18 protein-coding genes are annotated in these 24,700 nt (G+C 65.8%); 8 read left to right on the top strand and 10 right to left on the bottom strand.

What is annotated here, in order from left to right; all coding sequences use genetic code 11:
• Nucleotides 1-115: 115 nt before the first annotated feature.
• The gene (locus tag CIT39_RS23620) at nt 116-5,890 is read right to left on the bottom strand and encodes an apolipoprotein A-IV repeat region-like domain-containing protein (protein ID WP_094972383.1); all 5,775 of its coding nucleotides are present in this window, start codon (nt 5,888-5,890) and stop codon (nt 116-118) included.
• Nucleotides 5,891-6,287: 397 nt separating this feature from the next.
• Between CIT39_RS23620 and CIT39_RS23615 the strand changes: the two genes are divergently transcribed.
• Together CIT39_RS23615 and CIT39_RS23610 are read left to right on the top strand one after the other, a co-directional pair.
• The gene (locus CIT39_RS23615) at nt 6,288-6,662 is read left to right on the top strand and encodes an Hpt domain-containing protein (protein ID WP_094972382.1); all 375 of its coding nucleotides are present in this window, start codon (nt 6,288-6,290) and stop codon (nt 6,660-6,662) included.
• A 164-nt stretch (nt 6,663-6,826) separates the two neighbouring features.
• Entirely contained in the window at nt 6,827-7,147 is a 321-nt protein-coding gene (locus CIT39_RS23610) for a 2Fe-2S iron-sulfur cluster-binding protein (RefSeq protein WP_027560383.1), read from the top strand.
• Between the two features lie 60 nt (nt 7,148-7,207).
• On the opposite strand, the gene CIT39_RS23605 is transcribed toward CIT39_RS23610, so the two are convergent.
• Entirely contained in the window at nt 7,208-7,675 is a 468-nt protein-coding gene (locus CIT39_RS23605; RefSeq protein WP_094972381.1) for an acyl-CoA thioesterase, read from the bottom strand.
• A 181-nt stretch (nt 7,676-7,856) separates the two neighbouring features.
• On the opposite strand from CIT39_RS23605, the gene CIT39_RS23600 reads away from it, so the two are divergent.
• The 3 genes from CIT39_RS23600 to CIT39_RS23590 all read left to right on the top strand — a co-directional run bounded on the left by CIT39_RS23600 (nt 7,857) and on the right by CIT39_RS23590 (nt 10,263).
• Complete coding sequence (locus tag CIT39_RS23600; RefSeq protein WP_094972380.1) at nt 7,857-8,885, top strand: NAD(P)/FAD-dependent oxidoreductase; 1,029 nt, start codon at nt 7,857-7,859, stop codon at nt 8,883-8,885.
• Nucleotides 8,886-8,991: 106 nt separating this feature from the next.
• Nucleotides 8,992-9,588, top strand: coding sequence for a DUF2147 domain-containing protein (locus tag CIT39_RS23595; protein ID WP_094972379.1), 597 nt, complete (start codon nt 8,992-8,994; stop codon nt 9,586-9,588).
• 294 nt (nt 9,589-9,882) lie between these two features.
• Nucleotides 9,883-10,263, top strand: coding sequence for a hypothetical protein (locus CIT39_RS23590; RefSeq protein ID WP_244607440.1), 381 nt, complete (start codon nt 9,883-9,885; stop codon nt 10,261-10,263).
• A gap of 49 nt (nt 10,264-10,312) precedes the next feature.
• On the opposite strand, the gene CIT39_RS23585 is transcribed toward CIT39_RS23590, so the two are convergent.
• The 6 genes from CIT39_RS23585 to CIT39_RS23560 form a co-directional block, all read right to left on the bottom strand.
• Nucleotides 10,313-10,582 carry a hypothetical protein gene (locus tag CIT39_RS23585; RefSeq protein WP_162308639.1) on the bottom strand — a complete coding sequence of 90 codons (270 nt, stop codon included), beginning with the start codon at nt 10,580-10,582 and terminating at the stop codon, nt 10,313-10,315.
• A 186-nt stretch (nt 10,583-10,768) separates the two neighbouring features.
• Complete coding sequence (garD, locus tag CIT39_RS23580) at nt 10,769-12,310, bottom strand: galactarate dehydratase (RefSeq protein WP_094972376.1); 1,542 nt, start codon at nt 12,308-12,310, stop codon at nt 10,769-10,771.
• A gap of 126 nt (nt 12,311-12,436) precedes the next feature.
• Nucleotides 12,437-13,885, bottom strand: coding sequence for an aldehyde dehydrogenase family protein (locus CIT39_RS23575; RefSeq protein WP_094972375.1), 1,449 nt, complete (start codon nt 13,883-13,885; stop codon nt 12,437-12,439).
• 18 nt (nt 13,886-13,903) lie between these two features.
• Nucleotides 13,904-15,247 carry a glucarate dehydratase gene (gene gudD / locus CIT39_RS23570; RefSeq protein ID WP_094972374.1) on the bottom strand — a complete coding sequence of 448 codons (1,344 nt, stop codon included), beginning with the start codon at nt 15,245-15,247 and terminating at the stop codon, nt 13,904-13,906.
• A gap of 25 nt (nt 15,248-15,272) precedes the next feature.
• Entirely contained in the window at nt 15,273-16,217 is a 945-nt protein-coding gene (gene kdgD / locus CIT39_RS23565; protein ID WP_094972540.1) for a 5-dehydro-4-deoxyglucarate dehydratase, read from the bottom strand.
• Nucleotides 16,218-16,345: 128 nt separating this feature from the next.
• On the bottom strand, nt 16,346-17,251 hold the full coding sequence (locus CIT39_RS23560; RefSeq protein WP_094972373.1) for a LysR family transcriptional regulator: 906 nt from the start codon (nt 17,249-17,251) through the stop codon (nt 16,346-16,348).
• 413 nt (nt 17,252-17,664) lie between these two features.
• On the opposite strand from CIT39_RS23560, the gene CIT39_RS23555 reads away from it, so the two are divergent.
• The gene (locus CIT39_RS23555; protein WP_244637398.1) at nt 17,665-17,991 is read left to right on the top strand and encodes a hypothetical protein; all 327 of its coding nucleotides are present in this window, start codon (nt 17,665-17,667) and stop codon (nt 17,989-17,991) included.
• A gap of 36 nt (nt 17,992-18,027) precedes the next feature.
• Here the strand turns inward: CIT39_RS23555 and CIT39_RS23550 are convergent, their stop codons facing one another.
• Both CIT39_RS23550 and CIT39_RS23545 read right to left on the bottom strand, forming a co-directional pair.
• Nucleotides 18,028-19,980 carry an SGNH/GDSL hydrolase family protein gene (locus CIT39_RS23550; protein ID WP_094972372.1) on the bottom strand — a complete coding sequence of 651 codons (1,953 nt, stop codon included), beginning with the start codon at nt 19,978-19,980 and terminating at the stop codon, nt 18,028-18,030.
• Nucleotides 19,981-20,066: 86 nt separating this feature from the next.
• Entirely contained in the window at nt 20,067-21,149 is a 1,083-nt protein-coding gene (locus CIT39_RS23545; protein WP_094972371.1) for a lysylphosphatidylglycerol synthase transmembrane domain-containing protein, read from the bottom strand.
• A gap of 426 nt (nt 21,150-21,575) precedes the next feature.
• Here CIT39_RS23545 and CIT39_RS23540 point away from each other — a divergent pair, with 426 nt between their 5' ends.
• Together CIT39_RS23540 and CIT39_RS23535 are read left to right on the top strand one after the other, a co-directional pair.
• Nucleotides 21,576-22,082 (top strand): YciE/YciF ferroxidase family protein, encoded by a 507-nt coding sequence (locus tag CIT39_RS23540; protein ID WP_094972538.1) that lies wholly within the window; start codon nt 21,576-21,578, stop codon nt 22,080-22,082.
• 217 nt (nt 22,083-22,299) lie between these two features.
• Nucleotides 22,300-24,699 (top strand): bifunctional diguanylate cyclase/phosphodiesterase, encoded by a 2,400-nt coding sequence (locus tag CIT39_RS23535; protein ID WP_094972370.1) that lies wholly within the window; start codon nt 22,300-22,302, stop codon nt 24,697-24,699.
• Nucleotide 24,700 lies beyond the last annotated feature (1 nt).

Genomic DNA, 24,700 nt, shown 5'->3' with positions numbered 1-24,700 from the left:
CAATTCCCGAGTGCGCAGTGAAAGGCTGACGCAATCACGATCCAAAACAAAACGGAGCCCGTGAGGGCTCCGTCTTTCATTCGCTATTCGCCACTCGTCATTCGCGAGGTGGGTCTCACCCCAGCCGTCCCGCCGCATGCGCCAGCAGGGTGTACACGAGACCCGTTTCCGAGGTCAGGTGGCTGCGCAGCTCCTGCGGGCCGCGGCCGTCGCGGGCGACTTCGTCGAGCAGGCGTTCGAACTCGGCGACGTAGCGGTCGACCGTGCCCTTGAAGTTGCGGTCGGCGCGGTACTTGCGGGCGACCTCGTCGAAGGCCTTCTGGCCGGCGGGCGTGTAGAGGCGCTTGGTGAAGGCCTTGTTCTCGCCGCGCTGGTAGCGGTCCCACATCTCGGCGGCGAGGTTGCGGTCCATCAGCCGGCCGATGTCGAGCGACAGCGATTCCAGCGGATTGCCGCCACCTTGCGGCGCCTGCGGTTGCGGCGCGGGTGCAGCGCGGCCACGCGGAGCCTCACGGCCGGTCGGGGCGCCCTGATTGGCGTCGGTCCGGTTGAGGAGGTCCGACAGCCAGCCGTCACGGCCCTGGTCGTTGCCGGCGGGCGCGACCGGCGGTGCTTCGGTGCGGCGCGCGGCCGGCATGCCGAGGTCCGGCGGCGGCAGCGTGGAAGCGCTGCCGGTGTCGCGCATGCGGGTCTCGGCGCTGCGTCCGCCCGCGCTTGCCATGACCGGCTCCTCCTGGCGCTGGACGGCGACGGACGCGCGGCCCGTCGTGGTGACGTCGAGGCCGCGGCCGTGCTGGGCCACGATGCGGTTGAGCTCGGCGAGGGCCTCGATCTGGTCGACGATCACCTTGCGCATCTGCGCCGTGCTCTCGGCGGCCTCCTGCGGCATCTCGAGCACGCCGCGGCGCAGCTCGTTGCGGGTGGCTTCGAGCTCGTTGTGCATCTCGAAGGCCATCTGCTTCATGCTGGAGACGAGGTTGGTGAACTTCTCGGTCGACTGCTTGAACATCGCATCCGCTTCGTCGGTGGTGGAGCGGTAGATGTCGTGCATGGCCTCGATGGTCTGGCGGTGCTCCTCTTCGGAGGCCACGCGCACCGCCTCGAACTGGCGGGTGATCGCGGCCGAGCCTGCGCCGGCGGTCTCGGCGACGACGCGCGCGATGTCGCGGGCGCGCTCTTCGGCCGCGGCCAGCGATTCATCGAGCAGGCCGGTGAAGCGCGACAGCCGCTGGTCGAGATCGGCCGTGCGCAGGTCGATCGTGGTGACGAGCGATTCCAGCGCCTGCTTGCGCTCGGCGAGCGAGGCGGTGGTGTTCTTGTTGCTCTGCTCGACGACCTGCGCGGCTTCGACCAGCGCCTTGCCGTGCGCGTCGAACTGGGTCGACAGCTCGCCGAGATCCTGCAGCGCTTTCGTGGTCTTGCTGTTGAAGACGTTGAGCTGCTCTTCCAGGTTCTGCGTCGCCTCGCCGTTGCGCGAGGTGACGTCGTTCATCGCCGAGACGAAGTCAGCGACACGCGTCACCAGTGCCCGCTCGAGCGAGTTGAGGTTGTCGTGCGCACCGGTCAGCACCTCCTGAAGCAGGATGTTGCCTTCGCGCAGACGCTCGAACAGCGCCACCGTGTCGGTACGCAGGATCTTGCTGGTCTCCTGCATCTCGGTGACGGCCGCGATCGAGACCTGGCGCGACTGGTCGATCGCCGAACGCGAGGCCTGCTCCAGGTCCTTGAGCGACTTGCCGACCGCCGTCGTGGCGATCTCGCTCGCCGCGTTGATGGTGCGCGCGACTTCCGAGCCGTTGCCCATCATGGTCTGCGAGAACGCCTGGCCGCGCGTCTCGATCGACTTCAGCGCGTCCGAGGTGACGCGGTCGATGTCGAGCGTGAGCTGGCTGGTCTTGGAGCCGATCGCGTCGACCAGGGAGCCGCGCTTGGCGTCGATCATGTTCGACAGGCGCTCGGCCTGCTGCTGCACGTAGGTGACGATCTCGTCGGTCTTGCCGGTCATGGCCTGGCCGAAGCTCGAGCTGGCGGCGAGCACCGAACGCTCGACGTCGGACGAGCTCGTCTTGACCCGCGAGCTGGCCTCGTTGGAGGCGGTGATCAGCGCGTTCTGGGCGTTGAGCGCGCTGGTCTGGATGTCGTTGGTCGCGTTCGCGGTGGCTGCGCTCAGCGTGCGCTCGATCTCGGTCGAGATCGTGCGGATCTGGCTCGCGGCGTCCGCCGAGGTCGAGGTCAGCGAGATCTGGGCTTCGCGCGCGCTGCCGAGGATGGTCGAGGCGGTGTCGGCGCCGACCGCGGTCAGCGTGCGCTCGATGTCCGTGGTCAGCGACTTGATCTGGCTGGCCGCGTCGGTCGACGCGGAGATCAGCGTGCCCTGCGCCTCGCGCACGCCGCTGGTGAGCGCCTCGATGGTGGCGCCGCCGGCGGTTGCCAGCGCGCGCTGCATCTCGGCCGCGAGCGAACGAACCTGGCTGGTCTGTTCGGCCGAAACCGTGAGCAGGGTGCTCTGGGCGTCGCGAGCGCTGGTGGTGATCGTCTCGGCGGTCGACTGGCCGACCTGCGAGAGCGAACGATGCACTTCGGCCGCGAGCGACTTGACCTGGTTGGCCGCCTCGGAAGACGCCGTGACCAGCATGTTCTGGGCCTCGCGCGCGCCGGCGGTGATGGTCTCGGCGGTCGAGGTGCCGGCCATCGAGAGCGAGCGCTGCACGTCGGCGGTGAGCGACTTGACCTGGGCCGCCGCATCCGAGGAGCCGGCAACCAGGGTGTTCTGAGCCTCGCGCGCGCCGCTGGTGAGGATCTCGGCGGTGGAGGTGCCGGCCATCGTGAGCGAGCGCTGCACATCGGAGGAGAGCGCCTTGATCTGGTTGGCGGTCTCGCTCGAGGCCGCGATCAATGCACTCTGCGCATCGCGGGCGCCGGCGGTGATCGATTCCGCCGTGGTGGTGCCGGCCAGCGACAGCGAGCGCTGCACGTCGGCAGTAAGCGTCTTGACGTGGTTGGCCGCATCCGACGACGCCGTGACGAGGGTGGTCTGCACCTCGCGCGCGCCGGCCAGGATCGAGGCGGCCGTCGCCGAACCGGCCGCGGACAGCGTACGCTCGACGTCGGCGGCGAGCCCCTTGATCTGGTTCGAGGCCTCGCCCGAAGCCGTGACCAGGGTCGACTGCGCTTCGCGTGCACTGGTCAGGATCGAGTTTGCCGCACCGGTGCCGACCGCGGTCAGCGCCCGCTCGACTTCGGCCGAGGTCATGTTGAGCTGGGCGTTGACGTCGGAGGAGACCGTCATCAGCGACTGCTGGGCGGTGCGTGCGCCTGTCTGGATCGTCTCGCTGGTATTGACGACGAGGTTGGTGAGCGAGCGCTCGGCGTCCTCGACATGCGAGCGGATCGCGGTCGAGATCATCTCGGCGCGGGACATCATGTCCTCGCTGGCCTGGCGGCCGCTGCTTTCGATGCGGCCTGCGACGGCCTCGACACGTGAGCCAAGCAGGTCCTCGAACTGCGCCACGCGCACGTCGATGTCGCTGGCGACGGAGCCGACCTTGGTCTCGATGGCCTGATGGATCTCCTGGAAGCGCGCCGTGACCGTGTCGGTCAGATGCGTGCTGCGGCCGTCGATCACCTCGGTGACGCCGGTGATGCGGCGGTCGACCGCCTCGATCGCCTGCGCGGTGCCGTCCGTGAGGGCCGATGTCAACAGGGTCAGACGCGTGTCGATCGACTGCACCGCCTGCGAGGCGCCGTTCGTCACCGCGGTGGAGAGGTAGGTGAGGCGGGAGTCGATGGACTCGAGCGCCTGGGTCGCGCCGCCGGTGAGCGTCGTCGTGAGGTGGGTCAGTCGCGTGTCGATCGAGTGGATGGTCTGGGATGCACCATCGGTGAGCGACGTCGTGAGGTGGGTGAGGCGGGAGTCGATCGACTGGATCGCCTGGGTGGCGCCGTCAGTCAGTGTCGTCGCCAGGGTGTCGAGGCGGTTGTCGATCGTGTCGGTGACCGACTTCGCGCGGGTGTCGAACGACTGTTCCAGCGCGGCGACGCGGCCGACGAGCTGTTCGTCGAAGGTCTTGATGTGGCCATCGATCGTGCCGTCGAGGCTGGCGATCTTGCCGTTCAGCGAGGTGTCGAAATTGCTGACACGTTCGCCGATCGTGGTCTCGAACTGCACCAGGCGCTGGTCGAGAATGGCGGTGATCTCGCCGCCGTTGGCGGTGAAGCGGGTGTCGAAATTGTCGACATAGGTCTTCAGCGAGTCGTGGATGTCCTGCGTGCGCTGGCCCATGCGCTCGACGATCTCGCCGCCGAAGGTCTTCACGGTGCGGTCGAACTCGGAGATGTGGCGCGTAATCAGCGCGCCCAGCGTACCGCTGTCACGCGCGAACTTCTCGACCAGCTCGGTGCCCTGGTTCCGCACCAGCTCGTCGAACGCGCTCATCTGCAGCGACAGCGAATCGTGCGCGGTCTCGGTTTGGCTGACGACCTTCGCGACGAGGGTGTTGACGGTGGCGTCGAGCGCCTCGCTCGCCTTGTCGCCGCTCGTCAGGATCTGGCCGGCGAGGCGGTTGCCGGCGTCGTCGATCTTGGCGGAGAGGTCGTTGGAGCGCAGCTCGAGCTCGAGCAGCAGCGAGTCCGAGGAGTTCTTCAGGCTGTCGTGCACCTGCTCGGTGCGCTCGGAGATGCCGTCGACGATCGCGGCGGAGCGCTGCTCGAACTCGCCGGTGATGCGGTCGATGCGCTCGTTGAGCATCTCGTGGACGCGGTCGGCGAGGTCGACGAACTCGTCGTGGACGTGGCCGGTCTTGAAGTTGAGGCTGGTGGTCAGCCGCTCGCTGGCGTCGAGCACGGCGCGCGTGGTCTCGTTGCTGGCTTCCTCGAGACGGTCGAGCAGGTCGCCGCCGCGCTCGCCGAGCGCCAGGATCATGTTGTCGCCGGCATTGCTCAGCGCGCCGGTGATGTGGGCGCCGCGCTCTTCCAGCGCGCCGGTGATTGACTTGGCGACCTCGTCGACGCGCGAGGCGATCGCATCCGAGATCAGCGCGATGTCGTGGCGCAAATCGATCTGCACGCCGGAGATGGCGCTGCGAACCTGCTCGGCCTGGCCGACCAGATTGTCGCGCTGATGCGCGATGTCCTGCAGCAGGGCGCGGATGCGCACCTCGTTGTCGGAATAGGCGCGTTCGAGTGCGGCGACCTCGTTGGCGACCAGCGTCTCGAGTTCGCCGGCGCGCGCGATGGCGCGCTCGATGCCGTCGCCCATCGCCGCGACCTCGCGGCGGATGGCCTGGCCGACGGTGACCATGGAATCGGAGGCGGAGCCTTCGGGCTCGGAGAAGCGGATCGCGACCTGGGCCATCGCCTGCGCGACCGAGCTCATCTGCTGGCCGCGCCAGACGAGGCTCGCCAGGAAGTAGAACAGCATGATGGGCGCGAAGAACATGGTGACGAGGCCGGCGATGGCCAGCACGCCGCCGCTCTGGCCCATGGCGGCCTGGATCGAGGGCAGGAAGCCGACGGTCAGCGCGGCGCAAGCTGCGAGCCAGATGACGGTGAAGATCGTCGCGCCGGTGTAGATGCTGCGGGCAGGGCGACCCGTCTGCAACGCCTGGAGCAACTGGCCGATGGTCTCGCGGTCGTCATTGGCGGCGCGGCGCGAAGCGCGCGGCTCCTCGACCGGGTCGAACACATTTGCCCGTTCGTTGGCGGCAGGACGCGGCTCGAAGCTCGGCTCGTCGAAGATCGGGGGCGGCGGCGCCATCGAAGGCGCGGTTTCGTTTCGCATCGAGGCGTTGCGGCTGGTGTCGGCAGCCGTGTCGCTGATGTTCAGGGCTTCCTGGATCGCAGAAAGCGCAACTTCTGTGGGGTCTTTGACCTTTTTCGGAGTGTTCGCCATGTTCAGTCCGAGCCCTCGTTACTTGTACGCGTCCCCCCGCGAGCCCTGCGCGCTGCGCAAGCCCACAGACCGGATCATGCCGCTTGCGCGGGTCTCCGAGCCGTCCCCACCCGGACGGCTTGTCCGCCAATTTCCGAAACATCCTATTGGCAGAGCGTCGCGAATGAAATGCCCGCGATTAAGACAATCTTAATCATCGTTAACAGGATCGCGCCGTAACGCCTTAGCAATAAATGCAATTCTCCACCGGACTCGGCCGATTGCGGCAACTTTTCGTCAACAAGCCGGCGGATTTGCGTTTGAGACCCCGAACATTTCGTTAACCATTTCCATGCTTGGGTGAGGCGAACTTGCCGCCGAACCGGCGGAACCGTCGCGCGATGCCGGGGCCTGCGCCATGATGCCTGAACTGCAACGGATGGACTGGATGCCCTCGCCCCCGCTTGCACCCATCGACAGCCCGCTCGACCTCGTCCATCTCTCCCGGATGACGCTCGGCGACGCCGAGCTGGAACAGGAAGTGCTGGCCATGTTTGCCGAGCAGGCAGTCCGCCTGGTCGCGGCGATGGCGGCGCTGCCGGCCGAGGCGGGCGCACTGGCCCACAAGCTCAAGGGCTCGGCCCGCGGGATCGGCGCTTTCGCGGTGGCGGATGCCGCCGCAAGCCTGGAGATCGCGATCCAGTCCGGCCATGACCAGCGCCACGCCTTCGCCGCGTTGAAAGAGGCGGTGACCGAGGCCCGCGCCGCCATCGAGGCGATCCTGAAGGCTTGAGGCCACGCGGCCGAGCCGGACTGTAGTCTCTTGTTTTGACGCGTTTTCTTCCCGCAAAGCGGGATTCACTTCGCCTTAAAACCCTATGGCGCCGGCATGATCGACCCGTTATAGGACAGCCCGGACCCTCCTTCATTCCCAGCACCGCGGCAGCACGAGCACACATGGCCAAGATTCACTTTGTCGACCACAAGGGCGAAACCCGCACGGTAGAAGTCGAGAACGGCGCAACCGTGATGGAAGCCGCGATCCGCAACAGCATTCCCGGCATCGAGGCCGAATGTGGCGGCGCCTGCGCCTGCGCGACCTGCCACGTCTATGTCGACGAAGCCTGGCGCGAGAAGGTCGGCAGCCCGACGCCGATGGAAGAGGACATGCTCGACTTCGGCTTCGACGTACGCCCGAACTCGCGCCTGTCCTGCCAGATCAAGGTCTCCGACGAGCTCGACGGTCTCGTCGTGGCGACGCCGGAACGCCAAGCCTGATCCTTGCAAGCCTGATCCTTGCAAGCCTGATCCTCGCAGGCCTGCCTCTTCTAGACTGAATTAGATGTTCGGCGTCGCGACCTCGATGCCGCGCTTGTGCCAGGGTCTGAGCTTCTCGACGATCTCCGCGCTGAGCGGCGCTGGCCGCCGCGTCGCCTCGTCGAGCATGACGCCGACCGACATCGCCGAGGCGATGCACTTTCCTTGCGAGAATACGACCTGCTCGAAGGTCACCGACGTCCGTCCGAGCTTCACCACGCCGAGGCCGAGCTCGATCGTGTTCGGCCAGTGCAGCTCGGCGCGGAAATGGATGTCGAGCCGCACCATGATCCAGGCGAGCCCTGGCGGCGTCAGCCCGTACTCGGGCAGCTTCATCAGCGTGACGCGGCCGGTCTCGAAATAGGTGGCGTAGACCGCGTTGTTGACGTGCTGGTTGGGATCGAGATCGCCGAAGCGGACGTTGTCGCTGAGGCGGAAGGGATAGTCCTCCAGGCGCGGCGTCGTATCGAGGCGGCTTGGTGCGTTCACCGATTGATCTCCGTCATATCCTGCTCGTTACAGCCCAGTTATCCTGCTCCGGCAAGTGGGTGCGGCAGCGGGGCGCTCCCGCTTTTATGCCTTCCCTGATCCATCCCCGTTGGCTAGACAGGCAGGGTCACTTCTGCCCGCCGGGCGCCGTCCAACAGATAACGACAGCCAAAGAGACGACATGAGCGACGCGATCAAAACAGATGTGCTGATTATTGGCGCCGGCCCCTGCGGTCTGTTCGCCGCTTTCGAGCTCGGCCTTCTCGACATGAAGACGCATTTCGTCGACATCCTCGACAAGGTCGGCGGCCAGTGCGCCGAGCTCTATCCGGAAAAACCGATCTACGACATTCCCGGCATTCCGCAGGTTTCGGGGCAGGGCCTCACCGACGCGCTGATGGAGCAGATCAAGCCGTTCCATCCGACCTTCCATCTCGGCGAGATGGTCGAGACTGTCGAGAAGATCGGCGATCCCCTGTTTCGCTGCACGACTGATGCGGGCAAGGTGTTCGAATGCAAGGTGCTGGTGATCGCGGCCGGCGGCGGCTCGTTCCAGCCCAAGCGTCCGCCGGTGCCGGGCATCGAGGCCTATGAAGGCACCTCGGTCCATTACGCCGTGCGCAAGATGGAGACGTTCCGCGACAAGAACGTGCTGGTCGTCGGCGGCGGCGATTCCGCGCTCGACTGGACGCTCAACCTGCATCCGATTGCGAAGCGCATCACGCTGTTGCACCGGCGCGACGAGTTTCGCGCCGCGCCCCACAGCGTCGAGCAGATGCGCGCGCTGGTTGCCGGCGGCAAGATGGATCTCCGTCTCGGCCAGGTCACCGCGCTCTCCGGCGCCGAAGGCAAGCTCACCGGTGCCACCATCAAGGGCAACGACAACAGCGTGACGGACATGGCCTGCGATACCATGCTGCCGTTCTTCGGGCTGACCATGAAGCTAGGCCCGGTCGCCAACTGGGGCATTGCGCTGGAGAACAATCTGGTGCCGGTCGAGACGTCCGCGTTCGAGACCAATGTTCCCGGCATCTTCGCGATCGGTGACATCAACACCTATCCCGGCAAGATCAAGCTGATCCTGTGCGGCTTCCACGAGGGCGCGCTGATGTCGCAAAAAGCCCATCGCTACGTCTATCCGGAGAAGCGGCTCGTGTTCCAGTACACGACCTCGTCCTCCAGCCTGCAAAAGAAGCTCGGTGTCAACTGACGGCGGCCGGCCGAGAGGGCAACGCCCCATGTTTCTGGTGCTGGAACCGTTCGCGAAATCGCCGTAGTCTGCGGCCATTCCGGTCGTGGAATAACAAGGTGATCTAATGCGGAATTTTTCCAGCTCTCGACTGCTTCCCTTTCTCGCGCTGGCATTGTCGCTCGCGATGGTGACGCCGTCTGCAGCGCAAACCGCCGAGCCCACGGCGGCGGGCCTCTGGCAGAAGGTCGAAGACGGCAAGACGGTCGGATGGTTTCTCTTCGTCGACCACAACGGCATCTTCGAAGGCGTGATCGCAAAGACCTTCCCGCGGCCCGGCGACGATCCGAACGAGATCTGCGCCAAGTGCACCGACGATCGCAAGAACGCGCCGGTGCTCGGCATCTCCTTCGTCCGCAACATGAAGCGCGAGGGATTGAAGTACGAAGGCGGCAACGTTCTCAATCCGCGCGACGGCCAGATCTGGAAGGCCAACATGAAGGTCAGTCCTGATGGCCAGACCCTGACCCTGCGCGGCTATCTCGGCATTGCGCTGCTCGGCAAGGACGAGACCTGGACGCGCCTGCCTGACACCAATATCGCCCAGGTCGATCCCGCCATCGTCGCGAAATATTTGCCCGCGCAGGCTGCGGCCACCAAACCGCCGGCACCCGCGGCCAAGAAGGGCGGCGGCATGATGATGGCGCCGGCGCCGAAGCAGTAAGAGTGTCCGTCGAACGCTTGGCCGCCTGATCGGCGATAGCTCCACACATCGTCGTCATTCCGCGTGCCGGCGGGGAGGGCTGAAATTCAGCGACGGCCATCTCCGCCGAAAGGCGAATGCGCCAGGGCCCCATTCCAGTAGTCGCCCGGAATGCGTACTGGCGCCGGATTTGCATAACTTTCCGCAAAGCTGCTGGGGGAGTGAGTCGCTACCCTTTGCGCCTTTCGCCGAACTGCGAAAGGCGGGCGGCCTCTCTTGTCCCACGCGGCGATCATGTCGACCCGCGGAGACAACATGCCACTTCCGAGATCGCGACTTACTGGATTGCGCGCAGCGCCCTTCCTGACTGCGTTGAGCCTGGTAGCGCTCCTGCCGACGTCAGCGCCGGCACGAGACGACGGGCGCTTCGCCAACTCGCCCTTGAAGCCCTGGTTCGAGAGCCTGCACAGCGAATTCGGCCAATGCTGCAGTGATGCCGACGGTTACGTCATCGCCGACGTCGATTGGGAGTCCGATCATGGCCGCTTTCGCGTCCACATCGACGACGAATGGGTTGTCGTTCCCGACGGTGCCGTCATCACCGAGCCGAACAAGATCGGCCGCACCATGGTGTGGAAGCACTATATCGACGGCCATCCGCGGGTGCGTTGCTTTATGCCGGGCAGTATGACCTGAAAACGCTGACGGCGCCCGCATCAGATGCCGGCGCCGCAAGCTATGAGGCTTAACGCGCTTCGCTTCCCGACCCCGCGCTCGCAAGCCGCTTCACGCGCGGCGACAGCACCGAAACCTGCGCGGGCGAGGCGGGCATTCCGGCGACGATCATCGCGGGCGCGGTCGACTGCTCCTCGACGCCGGCGCCACCGAGCACCTGCACCTGCGTCGCCGAGATCGGCAACGACTGCACTTCGTAAGACGGAAGCTCACTCGCGAAAGCACCGGTCGGGCTCGCAATCACGGCGCTGGCGATGGCAATCATCGTGAGAACACGCATTGGAAAATCTCCGTTGAAGATGTCAATCGGAGGTTTGGTCGTGGCGATGCCGGAACAGGTTCGCGGGTGTGCGAACATTCGTGTGTCCGCCGGCGAACCTATTGATTGCGTGATGCGACAGGGCGAAACGGCGACGAAATTTTCCGCCTCAATGTTTCCGGACGGTTTCGCGAAGGCCGCTGCGCGTTAGGTCACGGGCGCCGGATTGAACAGCGTGAGATCGTTGTGGATGCCCCAGCGGTCCGACCATGGCTTGGTGCGGCCGGAGGCGACATCGAGGATGAGGCGGAACAGATCCCAGCCGGTCTCCTCGATGGTCTTTTCGCCGGTGGCGATGCCGCCCGCGTCGAAGTCGATCAGGTCCTTCCAGCGGCGGGCGAGCTCGGTGCGGGTCGCGACCTTGATCACGGGCGCCGCCGCGAGGCCGTAGGGCGTGCCGCGGCCGGTGGTGAACACCTGCAGCGTCATGCCGGAGGCGAGCTGGAGCGTGCCGCAAATGAAGTCCGAGGCTGGCGTTGCCGCGAACAGCATGCCCTTCTGCGTCGCCTTCTCGCCGGGCGAGAGCACGCCGGTGATGGCGGAGGAGCCGGACTTGACGATCGAGCCCAGCGACTTCTCGACGATGTTGGCGAGGCCGCCCTTCTTGTTGCCGGGCGTGGTGTTGGCGCTGCGGTCGGCACCGCCGCGCGCGAGGTAGGAATCATACCAGGCCATCTCGCGCACCAGCGCGCGGCCGACATCCTGATTGATCGCGCGTCGCGTGAGCAGCTGGATGGCGTCGCGCACCTCGGTCACTTCCGAGAACATCACGGTGGCGCCGGCGCGCACCAGGAGGTCGGCGGCAAAGCCGACGGCGGGATTGGCGGTGACGCCGGAGAAGGCGTCGCTGCCGCCGCATTGCAGGCCGATGACGAGATCGGAAGCCGGGCAGGTCTCGCGGGTGCGCTTGTTGAGGATTTTCAGGCGGGCTTCCGCCTGCGTCATGATCGCATCGACGATGGCGCCAAAGCCGTCGAAGGCTTCGTCCTGCATGCGCACGATGGCGTCGCTGACGCCTTCCGGCACCAGGCGCTCGGGTGCGAGCTTTTCGCATCCGAGGCTGATGACCAGAATCTCGCCGCCGAAATTCGGATTGATCGCGATGTTCTGCAGCGTGCGGATCGGCACGACCGCGTCGGGGGCATTGATGGCGACGCCGCAGCCGTAGGCATGGGTGAGCGGCACCACGTCGTCGACGTTGGGATATTTGGGCAACAGCTCGGCGCGGATGCGCTTCACCGCATATTCCATCGTGCCCTTGACACATTGCACCGAGGAGGAGATGCCCAGAATGTTTTTCGTGCCGACCGATCCGTCAGGATTGCGATAGCCTTCGAAAGTAAAGCCGTCGAGCGGCGGCAGCGGCGCGGGGACCGCGGTCGAGATCTCGAGCTTGTCGAGGTCAGGGGCCTCCGGCATGCGGATGCGGGCCTCGTCGACCCATTCGCCGGCCAGGATCGGGGAGAGCGCGTAGCCGATGATCTCGCCGTAGCGGATGATCGGCTGATCCTGCGCGATGTCGACCAGCGCCGTCTTGTGCCCCTGCGGCACGAAGGCGCGCAGCGTCAGTCCGCTGGCAAAGCGCGAGCCGGCGGGAAGCCCGAAATCATTGACCACGATCGCGACATTGTCGCGCTCGTTGAGCTTGATGTAGCGGGGCTGCTCTTTCGCTGCGACGTCCTGGTCCATCTGCTCTTGCCTCAGAAGCTGAAGTCGTAGGGTGGGCAAAGGCGCAACGCGCCGTGCCCACCATGCTTCACACCGAACGTAAGCGGTGGGCACGCTTCGCTTTGCCCACCCTACGATATCAACCTATCAGCCGGGAAACGTATAGGCCGTCTTCACCGTGGTGTAGAACTCGCGCGCGTAGGAGCCCTGCTCGCGGGCGCCGTAGCTCGAGCCCTTCCGGCCGCCGAACGGCACGTGATAGTCGACGCCGGCGGTCGGCAGATTGACCATCACCATGCCGGACTCGCTGTTGCGCTTGTAGTGCGAGGCGTATTTCAGGCTGGTGGTGCAAATGCCTGAGGCGAGGCCGAACTCGGTGTCGTTGGAGATCGCCAGCGCTTCCTCGTAGTTCTTGGCGCGGATGACGGCGGCGACGGGCCCGAAGATCTCCTCACGCGCGATGCGCATGTTGTTGTTGGCTTCGGTGAACAGCGCCGGCTGCAGGTAATGGCCGGGCGTCTCGCGCTTGAGCAGCTCGCCACCGAAGGCGAGCTTGGCGCCCTCGTCCTGGCCGATCTTGATGTAGCGCAGGTCCTGGTCGAGCTGGCTCTGGTCCACGACAGGGCCGATATGCACGCCGGCCTTGAGCGCGTCGTCGACCGACAGGCCGTTCAGGCGCTCGGCCATGGCCGCGACGAAGCGGTCGTGGATGCCTTCGGTGACGATCAGGCGGGACGAAGCCGTGCAACGCTGGCCGGTCGAGAAATAGGAGCCGTTGACGGCGACCTCGACGGCGGTCTTGAGGTCGGCGTCGTCGAGTACGACCAGCGGATTCTTGCCGCCCATCTCCAGTTGGAACTTCTTCATCGGGTTCGACAGCACGCAGGCCTGCGCGATCTTGCGGCCGGTTTGCACCGAGCCGGTGAAGGAGATCGCGGCCACGTCCGGATGGTCGAGCAGCGTCTGGCCGACCACCGAGCCGGAGCCGACCACGAGGTTGAAGACGCCGGCAGGGATGCCGGACTTGGCGATGATCTCGGAGAGCGCATGCGCGCAGCCCGGCACCAGCTCGGCCGGCTTGAACACGACGGTGTTGCCGTAGCAGAGCGCGGGCGCGATCTTCCAGGCCGGGATCGCGATCGGGAAATTCCAGGGCGTGATCATGCCGACGACGCCCATCGGCTCACGCGTGAGCTCGACGTCAATCCCGGGACGCACGGACGCGCCTTTTTCGCCGATCAGACGCAGCGCCTCGCCGGCGAAGAACGCAAAGATCTGGCCGGCGCGTGCGACCTCGCCGACTCCCTCGGGGAGTGTCTTGCCTTCCTCGCGCGCGAGCAGGCGGCCGAGCTCTTCCTTGCGGGCGAGGATCTCGAGGGAAATCTTGTTCAGCGCGTCATAGCGCGCCTGCGGCGTCGACTGCGCCCAGGCGGGGAAGGCGGCTTTGGCGGCTGCGATCGCTTTTTCGGTCTGCGCTTTGTCGGCCTTGGCGTATTCGCCGACGACGTCGTTGGTGTTGGAGGGGTTGATGTTCCTGGTGACGCCGGAGCCGTCGACCCATTCGCCGCCGATGAAGTTCTTCAGGATCGCAGTCATGTATTCCTCCAGAGTTTCTTAGCGAACGAGGCAGGGACGCTTGTCGTCGAAGGTCCAGCCGGGGATCAGGTCCTGCATGGCAATAGCGTCATCGCGGGCACCGAGTCCATGCTGCTTGTAGAGGTCATGCGCCGCATCGATGGCGGCCCTGTCGATCTCGATACCCAGGCCCGGGCTATCAGGGACGGCAATCTTGCCGCCCTTGATCTGGAGCGGCTCTTTGGTGAGGGCCTGGCCGTCCTGCCAGATCCAGTGGGTGTCGATCGCGGTGACCTTGCCGGGTGCGGCGGCGCCGACATGGGTGAACATGGCCAGCGAAATGTCGAAATGGTTGTTGGAGTGCGAGCCCCAGGTCAGGCCGTTGTCACGGCAGGTCTGGGCCACCCGCACCGAGCCCTGCATGGTCCAGAAATGGGGATCGGCCAGCGGAATGTCCACCGCGCCGAGCCGCAGCGCATGGGAAAGCTGGCGCCAGTCGGTGGCGATCATGTTGGTTGCCGTGGGCAGCCCCGTGGCGCGGCGGAACTCGGCCATGATCTCACGGCCGGAGAAGCCGCCTTCGGCGCCGCAGGGGTCCTCGGCATAGGCGAGGATGCCGTGCATGTCCTTGCAGAGGCTGATCGCCTCGTCGAGCGACCAGGCGCCGTTGGGGTCAAGCGTCACGCGGGCGTCCGGAAAACGCTTTGCGATCGCGGTGACGGCCTCGATCTCCTGCTCGCCGCGAAGCACGCCGCCTTTCAGCTTGAAGTCGGCGAAGCCGTAATGGTCGTGGGTGGCTTCGGCGAGCCGCACCACGGTCTCCGGCGTCATCGCCTCCTGATGGCGAAGGTTGAACCATTCAGGTTTGCCGGTCTCGCCGCTGACGTAGTTGAGCTTGCTCTTGCGCCGGTCGCCGACGAAGAAGAGATAGCCGAGCGTCTCGACGCTGTTGCGCTGCTGGCCCTCGCCGAGCAGCGCGGCAACGGGCAGGTCGAGATGCTGGCCGAGCAAATCGAGCAGAGCGGATTCGATCGCCGTGACCGCGTGGATCATGACGCGAAGATCAAACGTCTGCTTGCCGCGGCCGCCGGCATCGCGGTCGGCGAAGGCGGTGCGGACGTCGGCGAGGATGTTGTTCATCGCGCCGACGGTCTTGCCGATCACGAGATCGCGGGCGTCCTGCAGCGTCTGCCAGATTTTCTGTCCGCCCGGCACCTCGCCGACGCCGGTGTGACCGGCATTGTCGGTGAGAATGACGATGTTGCGGGTGAAGAACGGCGCGTGCGCGCCGCTGAGGTTGAGGAGCATGCTGTCGCGGCCCGCGACCGGGATCACCTGCATCGCCGTGACGACAGGTGCGCCGGAACTCTCGGTCAGGGCCATCGCTTGCTCCTCGCTGTTGTCGTTCTTATTCTGCCGCTTGTTGTGTCGATCGGATGGCGGGCAGATTGTTCACCAGCGCGGTCACTTCGGCGCTCTCCTGCTCGGTGAGCTCGGTGAGGGGCGGGCGGACCGGGCCGGAATCGCGGCCGATCACCTTCATGCCGGCCTTGATGATCGAGACGGCATAGCCCTTCTTGCGATTGCGGATCGCGATCAGCGGCAGGATGAAGTCCTTCAGCCCGGCCTGGATCGTGGCATGGTCGCGCTTGCGCACCGCGGCGTAGAAATTGGTGGCGAATTCCGGAACGAAGTTGAACACGGCCGAGGAATAGGTCGTCACGCCCATGTCGAGATAGGGCAGCGCGAAGGTCTCCGCGGTCGGCAGGCCGCCGATATAGGTCAGGCGATCGCCGAGCTTGGTACGGACGCGGGTCATCAGTTCGATGTCGCCGATGCCGTCCTTGTAGCCGACCAGGTTCGGGCAGCGCTCGGCGAGGCGGGCGAGCGTGTCGGGCTGCAGGATGGCGTTGTCGCGGTTGTAGACGATGACGCCGATCTTCACGGCGGCGCAGACCGCCTCGACATGGGCGGCAAGGCCGTCCTGCTCGGCATGGGTGAGATAGGGCGGCAGCAGCAGCAGGCCGTCGGCGCCGGCCTTCTCGGCACCAACAGCGATCTCGCGGGCGATCGCGGTGCCGTAGCCGGTACCGGCGAGCACGGGCACGCGGCCCTTGGTCTCGTCGACCGCGATCCTGACGACTTCAGGGACCTCGGTCGGCGTCAGCGAGAAGAACTCGCCGGTGCCGCCGGCGGCGAACAGGCCGGCGACATCATAGCCGCACAGCCAGTCCATGTTGGCGCGATAGGTCGCCTCGTCGAAGGAGTAGTCAGCCTTGAAGGGCGTGACGGGGAAGGAGAGGAGGCCCGATCCGATCTTCTGGGCCATTTCCTGCGGGGTCATCTTGCTCACGGGCGCTGCTCCGTCATCGCGTGTTGTGGAGGACGCCACCGACATCTGCGCGTCCATGCGCCGTGGTTTAGGAGACCGTTCGATGCGGGTCCAAGCCAAACCCTATATCGACCGATGCGAAATCAGCATCAATCTTCCGTTGGCTCCGCCGAGGCCAGCTCGCCGGCGATTTTGACGAGCGCCGACAGCAGCGGATTCTCGTCGTCGCGGCGCCAGACCATGAACAGCTCGACGGGGACGCGCGTGCGCAGTTTCAGCGGGCGCAGGCGCACGTCGGAAATCTTCAGGCTCGCCGCCGCCGCCGGCACGATGGCAAGGCCGAGGCCGGCGCGCACCATGGCGAGGATCGAGTGGATCTGGCTGAGATGCTGGACATAGCGCGGCAGCACGTCGGCGCGGGTGAACAGCGCCACCAGGAGATCGTGGAAGTAGCGGCTCTCATAGGGCGAATACATCACGAAGGGCTGGTCGTCGAAATCCTTGATGGTGATGCTGTCGGCATTCGCAAGTGGATGCTTCTTCGGAATCGCGGCGAGCAGGGGCTCGGCGACGACGCGGCGGCTGGTGAGTTCGGGCCGCGCGATCGGCGGCCTGAGCAGGCCGGCGTCGATCTGGCCCGAGGTCAGCGCCTCGAACTGGTCGCCCGACACCATCTCCTTCAGGGAAAAATCCACCTCCGGCAGCCTGGCGCGGCAGGCCGCGACGAGCTCGGGCAGGAAGCCATAAGCCGCGGCCGCGGTGAAGCCGATCTTCAGCGACCCGGTCTTGCCGAGCGCGATGCGGCGGGCGACCTGCGAGGCGCTTTCGGCGAGCTTGAGGATGCGCCGCGCCTCAGGCAGGAAGCTGCGCCCGGCAGGGGTCAGGCGCACCGAGCGGCTGGTGCGCTCCAGCAGCGGCGCATCGATGATGTGCTCGAGCACCTGGATCTGCCGGGACAGTGGCGGCTGGGTCATGTTCAGCCGCGTCGCGGCGCGGCCGAAATGCAATTCCTCCGCTACCGTGACGAAGCAGCGGAGTTGGTTGAGGTCGAACATCGATACATGCCTTAGATGGATAAGGCGTTTCCCCGGCACTTCTAGCATCGATCACCCCTAAAACAAAGACGGCGGCTTTTTGGGCCGCCGTTGAGTTGCCTGTCCTGCTCCGATCACTCCGGAACGCTCAGGAGGAACGTTTGAGCACCACCCGCTCGATCTTGCCGACCACCACGAGATAAGCGAATGCGGCCACCAGCGCGTTGGCCCCGGGTGCTGATCGAGGAGAGGTTGCCGAACTCGAATGTCTTCTCCCGACGACTCCTAGAGTCGCGCGCGGCAAAGTGTCCAAGTTCAAGAGAGTATCGATTGATGCCGTTTTTGGATCGATCGGGCAGAGCGCTAGGTGCTTTGTGGTGCGGCGGTGCCACCGCTGTCTGGGCCGCATTTCGTCGCGTCGCGGCGGTCGCTGGATGGTGACGGCGGCCAGCTTTGCCGCGCTTGGGAACATCTCTGCGCCCGGCGGATTACCTCAAGTCGAAACAGCTACGGTGATTGAAATGCCCGCTCGTCTTCAAATCTCGGCCATGGTGTTCATGATGGCGCAGGCTGTGCTGTTCGGTGCAGGCATGCTGGGGATCCTGCTCAGTCCCCTTCGTGATGAGGCCTCGTTTTACATCCCGGTCATGATCGTCCTGAGCGCAATTGCCTCAGTTGCGATCGCTTGGGAAATCGCGCCGCGGCTGCAGATGCGTTACTGGCACGGCCGGGGCGTCGACCACGATTTCATTTCTGGCTGAACTCCCCAGCCGTCGCGCCGAAGCAAAGGCGCCCGACTACTGTTGCGCGCCCGGCAACAGCTGCGGCAGAAACCCGCGCGTCACATTTGGCGGCGCAGCGTCCAGCCCGAGCACGGTGCTCGCGGCCGGCAGCGCCGCATCCGCCATCGCCGCATGCCCTTCCGCGCTCGGATGTACCGCGCCGCCATAGACGGCCGAGAGCACGCCCCAGGTGGCGTCGTGGATGTCGGTTGGCTGGCTCGCCGCCGGCAATCCTTGCGGATAAGTCATCGCGGCGAAATAGCTGTCATTGGCGTCGCGGATCCAGCGCGCGCGGGGCAAATAGGCGCGATATTCCGAGGCGCCGCGGCCGCACAGCATCGGCTGACTCGCCGCGCTCACGATGTCAGGATTGAAGCTCTGGCCGTTCTCGGCAAAGCAGCTGCGGTCGAATTCGGGGTCGTTGCCCGAATGGGCGCAGAAGCCGTGATCGGCGAATGCTGCCTGGTGCGCGTCGACGAAGGTCATGCGGTCGGCTTCGGGATCGCGGCACAGCGCGCCGCGGGTGCAGGTGGCGAGCCCCTTCAGCTGCGGAAGGAACTCGGTGTCGACGAAGGTCGATACGCGCGCCAGGCGCTGCGGATCGGCATTGAAGGCCGGATGGATGTCGAAGCCGGCCTTGCCGCCGCGGCATGGCACGCCGCCCTCGGCGAGCGCCGGGTTGGCGTAGGAGACATAGACGACGTGCGAGAGATCGCCGCCGACCAGCGGCTTCAGCGCCTCGCGCAGCTTGACGAAATTCTGCGGCAGTTCGCGCGCTAGCGCGTCGCGGGAATCGTCGACGGTCGCCATCACGCCGGAGCGGCGGAACAGCGCCCGCTCGGTCGCGGTCTCGACGATCACGTCGGCGACGAGACCGGAGAAATAGATGTCGTTGGCGCCGACCGACAGCAGCACGAGATCGAGCGTGCGGTCGGGCTGGCGCTTCTTCGCCGCGGTGAGCGCCTCGCGCAACTCGGCGACTTGGGCGTTCACGCTGGTGTTGCAGACACCGGTCTTGCCGGGCGGGCATTCGCGGGCACGCTGCGAGCCGAGCAGCCCGTCGCTGATGCTGGCGCCGGTGCAGGCGAGCGGAAGATAAGTCACGGCGATGTGGGTGTAGCGCACCGCGAGCGCCAGCGCGGTGCGGGTCTGGTAGCTGTAGAGCGAGCGGTGGCACGGCGAGTTGAACCAGAGCGCGCTGTAGCGCTGCCAGTTGGCGAGCGTATCCGGCGCCTCGCAGGCCCGGCCGCCCTTGAAGCCGTGGCGGCTCGGCCGGTAGTACTGCGCGCCGGCGGTGCCCAGATAGGAGCGGAAGCAAAAGCCTTCGTCCGACAGCGCCAGCGGCCGGTCCGGATTGCCTTCGCCGGAGGCGATGCTGTCCCCGAGGCCGGCGATGAAGATGTCGCGGACCTGGATCTCGGTCTGGACGCGCTGGGTCGGATCGGAGCCGGAGGAGACGTCGACGGTCGCGACCGTTTGCTTGCCGTAGCGGACGCGCAGATTGATCGGCTCGGCGCAGTCGAAGGTCGATTGCTGAGGCCCGTCGCCGTCGTCGAACGACCAGGCGCAGGTGGCGCCGACCGGCACCGCGCCGACGAGGCGCACGGTGACGGGATGGTCGATCGGGGTCAGGTAGTTTTCCTTGGTATTGTCGCGAGTGCAGGGCTGGTTGACCCGGCCCTGCAGGTCGATGCAGAGCCGATTGACCATGTTGCGGGCCCAGCCGCGGCCCTCGCTCTGGAGCTCCAGCGATTGCTCGGCGGCGAGGATGCTGCGGTTGCGGGCGTTCTCGACATGGAGCAGGAAGTCGCGCTCCTCGCGGAACAGCCGGAAGCGGTTGCGCACCTCCCAATTGATCTGCAGGGCGCCGGAATCCTGAGCGCTGGCGCGCTCCGGTGGCATGGCAATCAGAATCCCGGCAAGCAACAGGGCGCCTGCGGAGAGGGTGCGAAGGAATGAAGGGATCATGGCCCGCGTCTTCAACGGCAAAGTTGAGGCGGAAATAAGAGAGCATTGCTCTGCCGCCTGCAACCCCTCCGGGGCGAGATCGTGGCCTACCGCTTGCTGGCCTGCCGCAGCGTCCGCTCGCGCTCCATTGCTGCCACCTGCTTTGGCAGATTGGCCTGCGCGCAGGCCTCCGCCAACCGCCGCCGCTCCTGCCAGGGCTCGACCACGTTCATCCAGAGCTCGCGCGCGCCCATGATGGAGATGGCGAGGCCGAACGGGATCACGAAATAGAGGATGCGGAACACCAGCAGCGTCGCCAGCAGCTGCTCGCGGCCGAATTCGGGCAGCGCCAGCAGCATGGCGGCATCGAACACGCCGATCGAGCCGGGGGCGTGGCTGGCGAAGCCGAGCAGCGTCGCCAGGATGAACACCACGGCCAGCGACATGAAGTCGATTGGCGGGTTGGCCGGCATCAGCAGGTACATCGCCGTGGCGCAGAAGCCGAGATCGACCACCCCGATCAGGATCTGGACCAGCGTCAGCGGTGCCGACGGCAGCACCACCTTCCAGCCCTTCTGGCCAAGCTCGCGCCGCTTCTCGCCCATCACGAGCCAGACCAGGTAGGCGCCGATCGAGGCAAGCCCGCCAAGCGCGATCAGCCGGTTGATCGAGGAGGGGAGCTGATCCATCGAGGACGCCGCATCGGGATGGATCGCCATGCCGATCGACAGCACGAAGATGTTACCGAGCCAGAAGGTCAGGCCCGACAGGAAACAGATCTTGGCGACGTCGATCGCGTTCAGCCCATAGTCCGAATAGATCCGGAAGCGGATCGCGCCCCCGGTGAAGACCGTGGCGCCGATGTTGTGGCCGATCGAATAGGACGTGAAGCTGGAGAGCGCCGCAATGCGGTACGGCACGTGCTTCTTGCCGATCGTTCGCAGTGCAAAAAAGTCGTAGAAGGTCAGCGTACAGAACGCGAAGAACACGCAGATCGCCGCCAGCCCGATGCTCCCGCGGGGAATCTCGGTTAACGCGGTCAGGATGACCCCGGTATCGATGCCCTTGAGGGTCCGCACCAGCGAGGTGATCGCGAAGGCGATGATGAAGATGCTCGCGGCAACTCCAAGGCGTCGCCAGCCGATCCATCTCTTGAACCCGCGCTTCAGCGCTGGCAGCAGTCCGTGCATTCATCCTCCCGGCGGGGGCAAAGACCGTCCGGGCCAGACATTGGCCGGTCGGGTGCGATCATGGCCAAAGGCAGGCATCGATCGCTAGGCATGATCCAGATCATTTAAGGCATAATCAGCGGCTTGTGCAGCCCTTGACAACAATAGGTTCTGCGCCGGACCGGCCCCTTTGTCATACGCGGTTCACATCGCTGGCGCGTTAAGCATATGAGTCGTGAGCCCGGTCCGGCTCACGCATGTCGTATGTCGACACGATCTTCGATCCCGACGCCGGCCGCATTGTTCCAGCGCAAGCCATATGGGTCTTTTTGGAACGCCGATGCCGCGCGCTCGTTGGGCCCCATCAGCAACCGGACACGGCGGAACAAGCGGCTTTCTGGCAAAGCCGCTGACTTCGTGTTCCAGAAATCGGAAGAGGACGGAACGATGGGACTGTTCACAAAAGACATCAAGACCATGAACGACCTGTTCGTGCACCAGCTCCAGGACATCTATTACGCCGAGCAGCAGCTGACCAAGGCGCTGCCGAAGATGGCCAGCAAGGCCACCGATCCGCAGTTGAAACAGGGCTTTTTGACGCATCTCGAGGAAACGAAACAGCACGTCGCGCGGCTGGAGGAGGTCTTCAAGATGCACGGCGTCGCCGCAAAGGCAGTCGACTGTCCGGCGATCGACGGCATCATCGAGGAAGCCGAGGAGACCGCCGGCGAAGTCGCCGACAAGGCGGTGCTCGACGCCGCCCTGATCAACGCGGCGCAGGCCGCCGAACATTACGAGATCGTGCGCTATGGGAGCCTGATCGCCTGGGCCAAGCAACTCGGCCGCAACGACTGCGCCAGTGTGCTCGCCAAGACGCTTGAGGAGGAGAAGGCAACCGACCAGAAGCTGACAGCACTGGCCGAGAGCAAGGTGAACCTGCGCGCGGCAAGCTAATGTAAGGTGTCGTGATCGAAGCGCCGCGCGGTCATCCGCGCGGCGCTTCCCTGACCACGGGAGCCGTCCATCATGATCGGTCCCGGTGTTCGCGGGCGGGATGAACAATCCGAGTGAATGGACACAGCTTCCGTTCACCATTGCCGAAGCTGGCGCGTAGCCAGTTACCACCTGTCCATTATTGTCAGGCCATGTGCGGGTCCATCAGAGGCCCGCAATGCATCAAGTTCTCTACTGTCTCACCGACGAGCACGATTGGCGGCTCGTTGTGCTCGCCGGCGCGGTGTGTCTGCTTGCCAGCGCGGCCGCGATCAGCCTGTTCCACCGGGCGCGGGCGACTCAGGGCGTCGGACGCCTGACCTGGCTCGGCCTCGACGCGGCCGTCAGCGGCTGCGGCATCTGGGCGACGCATTTCATCGCGATGCTCGCCTACGGACCGGGCGGCGCCGGTGCCTACAACATTCCAGTGACGATCCTGTCGTTGATCTTTGCGATCTCCGTGACCTTCGTGGGGCTGAGCATCGCCGTGGCGTCCTCGCGCGCGGTGTGGATCGTCCTCGGCGGCGCCATCGTCGGCGGCGGTGTCGCGGCGATGCATTACACCGGCATGGCGGCGCTGGAGATGCCGGCGCGGGTGCACTGGATCGGAAGCACGGTCGCCGTCTCGGTGCTGTCGGGTATCGTCTTTGCGGCGCTTGCATTGCTCGTGGCCGTGCGGCGCGACGACCTCTTCCATGCACTGACGGCGATGGTCCTGCTGACGGTCGCCATCGTCGCGCATCATTTCACCGCCATGGGCGCGGTGGTGCTGACGCCGGATCCGACGCTCGCGATCGGTGGCCTCTCGATTCCGCCGGCCTCGCTGTCCTTCCTCACCGCCAGCGCCGCGGTTGCGATCATCGCGATCGCGCTCGTGGCCGCGCTGCTCGACCGCCGCGCGAGGGGCGAACTGGGCGCCCAGCAGATGGTGCTGGATACGGCGCTCGAGAACATGTCGCAGGGTCTTTGCATGTTCGATGCCGACGGCAAGATCATGCTGTTCAACGAGCGCTACGCAGCCATGCTTCGTCGCACCGACGTCGCGCTGACCGGCCGCCTGCTGGTCGACGTGCTCAGGGAGGAGCAGGCCAAGGGCGAGTGGCAGGGCGACGCCGATGAATTCTTCGCCCGCCTCGTCGCCGACGCGCGCGAGGGCCGCACCACGACGGACGTCGTCAACCGGTTCGGCCGTTCCATTCGGGTGGTCAACCAGCCGATGCAGAGCGGCGGCTGGGTCGCGACCTTCGAGGACATCACCGAATGGCTGGAGGCGCAGGCCAAGATCTCGCACATGGCGCGCCATGACGCGCTGACAAGCCTGCCGAACCGCGTGCTGTTCCACGAGCAGCTCGAGCAGGGACTGCGCCGGACCAGGTCGGGCGATCAGCTCGCGGTGCTTTGTCTCGATCTCGATCACTTCAAGGACATCAACGATTCGCTCGGCCATCCCATCGGCGATGCGCTGCTGAAGGAGGTCGGCCGCAGGCTGACGGCCGCCGTCGGCGAGAACGACACCGTGGCCCGACTGGGTGGCGACGAGTTCGCCGTGGTCCAGATCGGTCGTTCCGAGGAGACCGCTGCGAGATCGCTTGCCGGCCGGCTCGTCGAGGCGATCTCGGCGCCCTACGAGATCGACGACCATCAGATCGTGATCGGCGTCTCGATCGGCATCTCACTGTCGCCGCAGGACGGCAGCAATCCGGACGAGCTGTTGAAAAACGCCGACCTCGCGCTCTACCGCGCCAAGGCGGACGGCCGCGGCACCTATCGCTTCTTCGAGACCGGCATGGATGCGCGCGCGCAGGCGCGGCGCCTCCTGGAAATGGACCTGCGCGCGGCGCTGCAGCGCGACGAGTTCGAGGCCTATTATCAGCCGATCCGCGATGTCGCCAGCGGCCGCGTCGTCGCCTTCGAGGCGCTGCTGCGCTGGAACCATCCGCAGCGCGGCCTGATCGCACCCATCGATTTCATTCCGCTGGCCGAGGAGACCGGACTGATCCTCCAGCTCGGCGAATTCGTGCTGCGCTCGGCCTGCACGGATGCCGCCACCTGGCCGGACGATGTCGATCTCGCCGTCAATTTGTCGCCGGTGCAGTTCAAGAATCCGAACCTGATCGCCTCCGTGATCGCAGCGCTCGCCGCCTCGGGACTGGACGCGCGCCGTCTCGAGCTCGAGATCACCGAATCCGTGCTGCTGCAGAACAGCGAGGCGACGCTGGCCACGCTGCATGAGCTGCGCGCCATGGGCGTGCGCATCTCGCTGGACGATTTCGGCACCGGCTATTCGTCGCTGAGCTATCTGCGCAGCTTCCCGTTCGACAAGATCAAGATCGACCGCTCCTTCGTGTCGGAGTTGGCGACGCGCGAGGATTCCATGGCGATCATCCGCGCCGTGACCGGTCTCGGCCGCAGCCTCGGCATCGTCACCACCGCGGAAGGCGTCGAGAACGACGCGCAGCTCGAGCTGCTCAGGCGCGAGGGCTGCACCCAGGCGCAGGGCTATCTGTTCAGCAAGCCGCGGCCCGCCTCCGACGTGGCAGTGATGTTGAACCGCCCGCGGCTGCTGGCCTCAGCCTAAG

It is taken from the genome of Bradyrhizobium symbiodeficiens (assembly GCF_002266465.3).
Classification (GTDB): Bacteria; Pseudomonadota; Alphaproteobacteria; order Rhizobiales; family Xanthobacteraceae; genus Bradyrhizobium; species Bradyrhizobium symbiodeficiens.
This window is presented reverse-complemented; position numbering and strand designations above follow the sequence as displayed.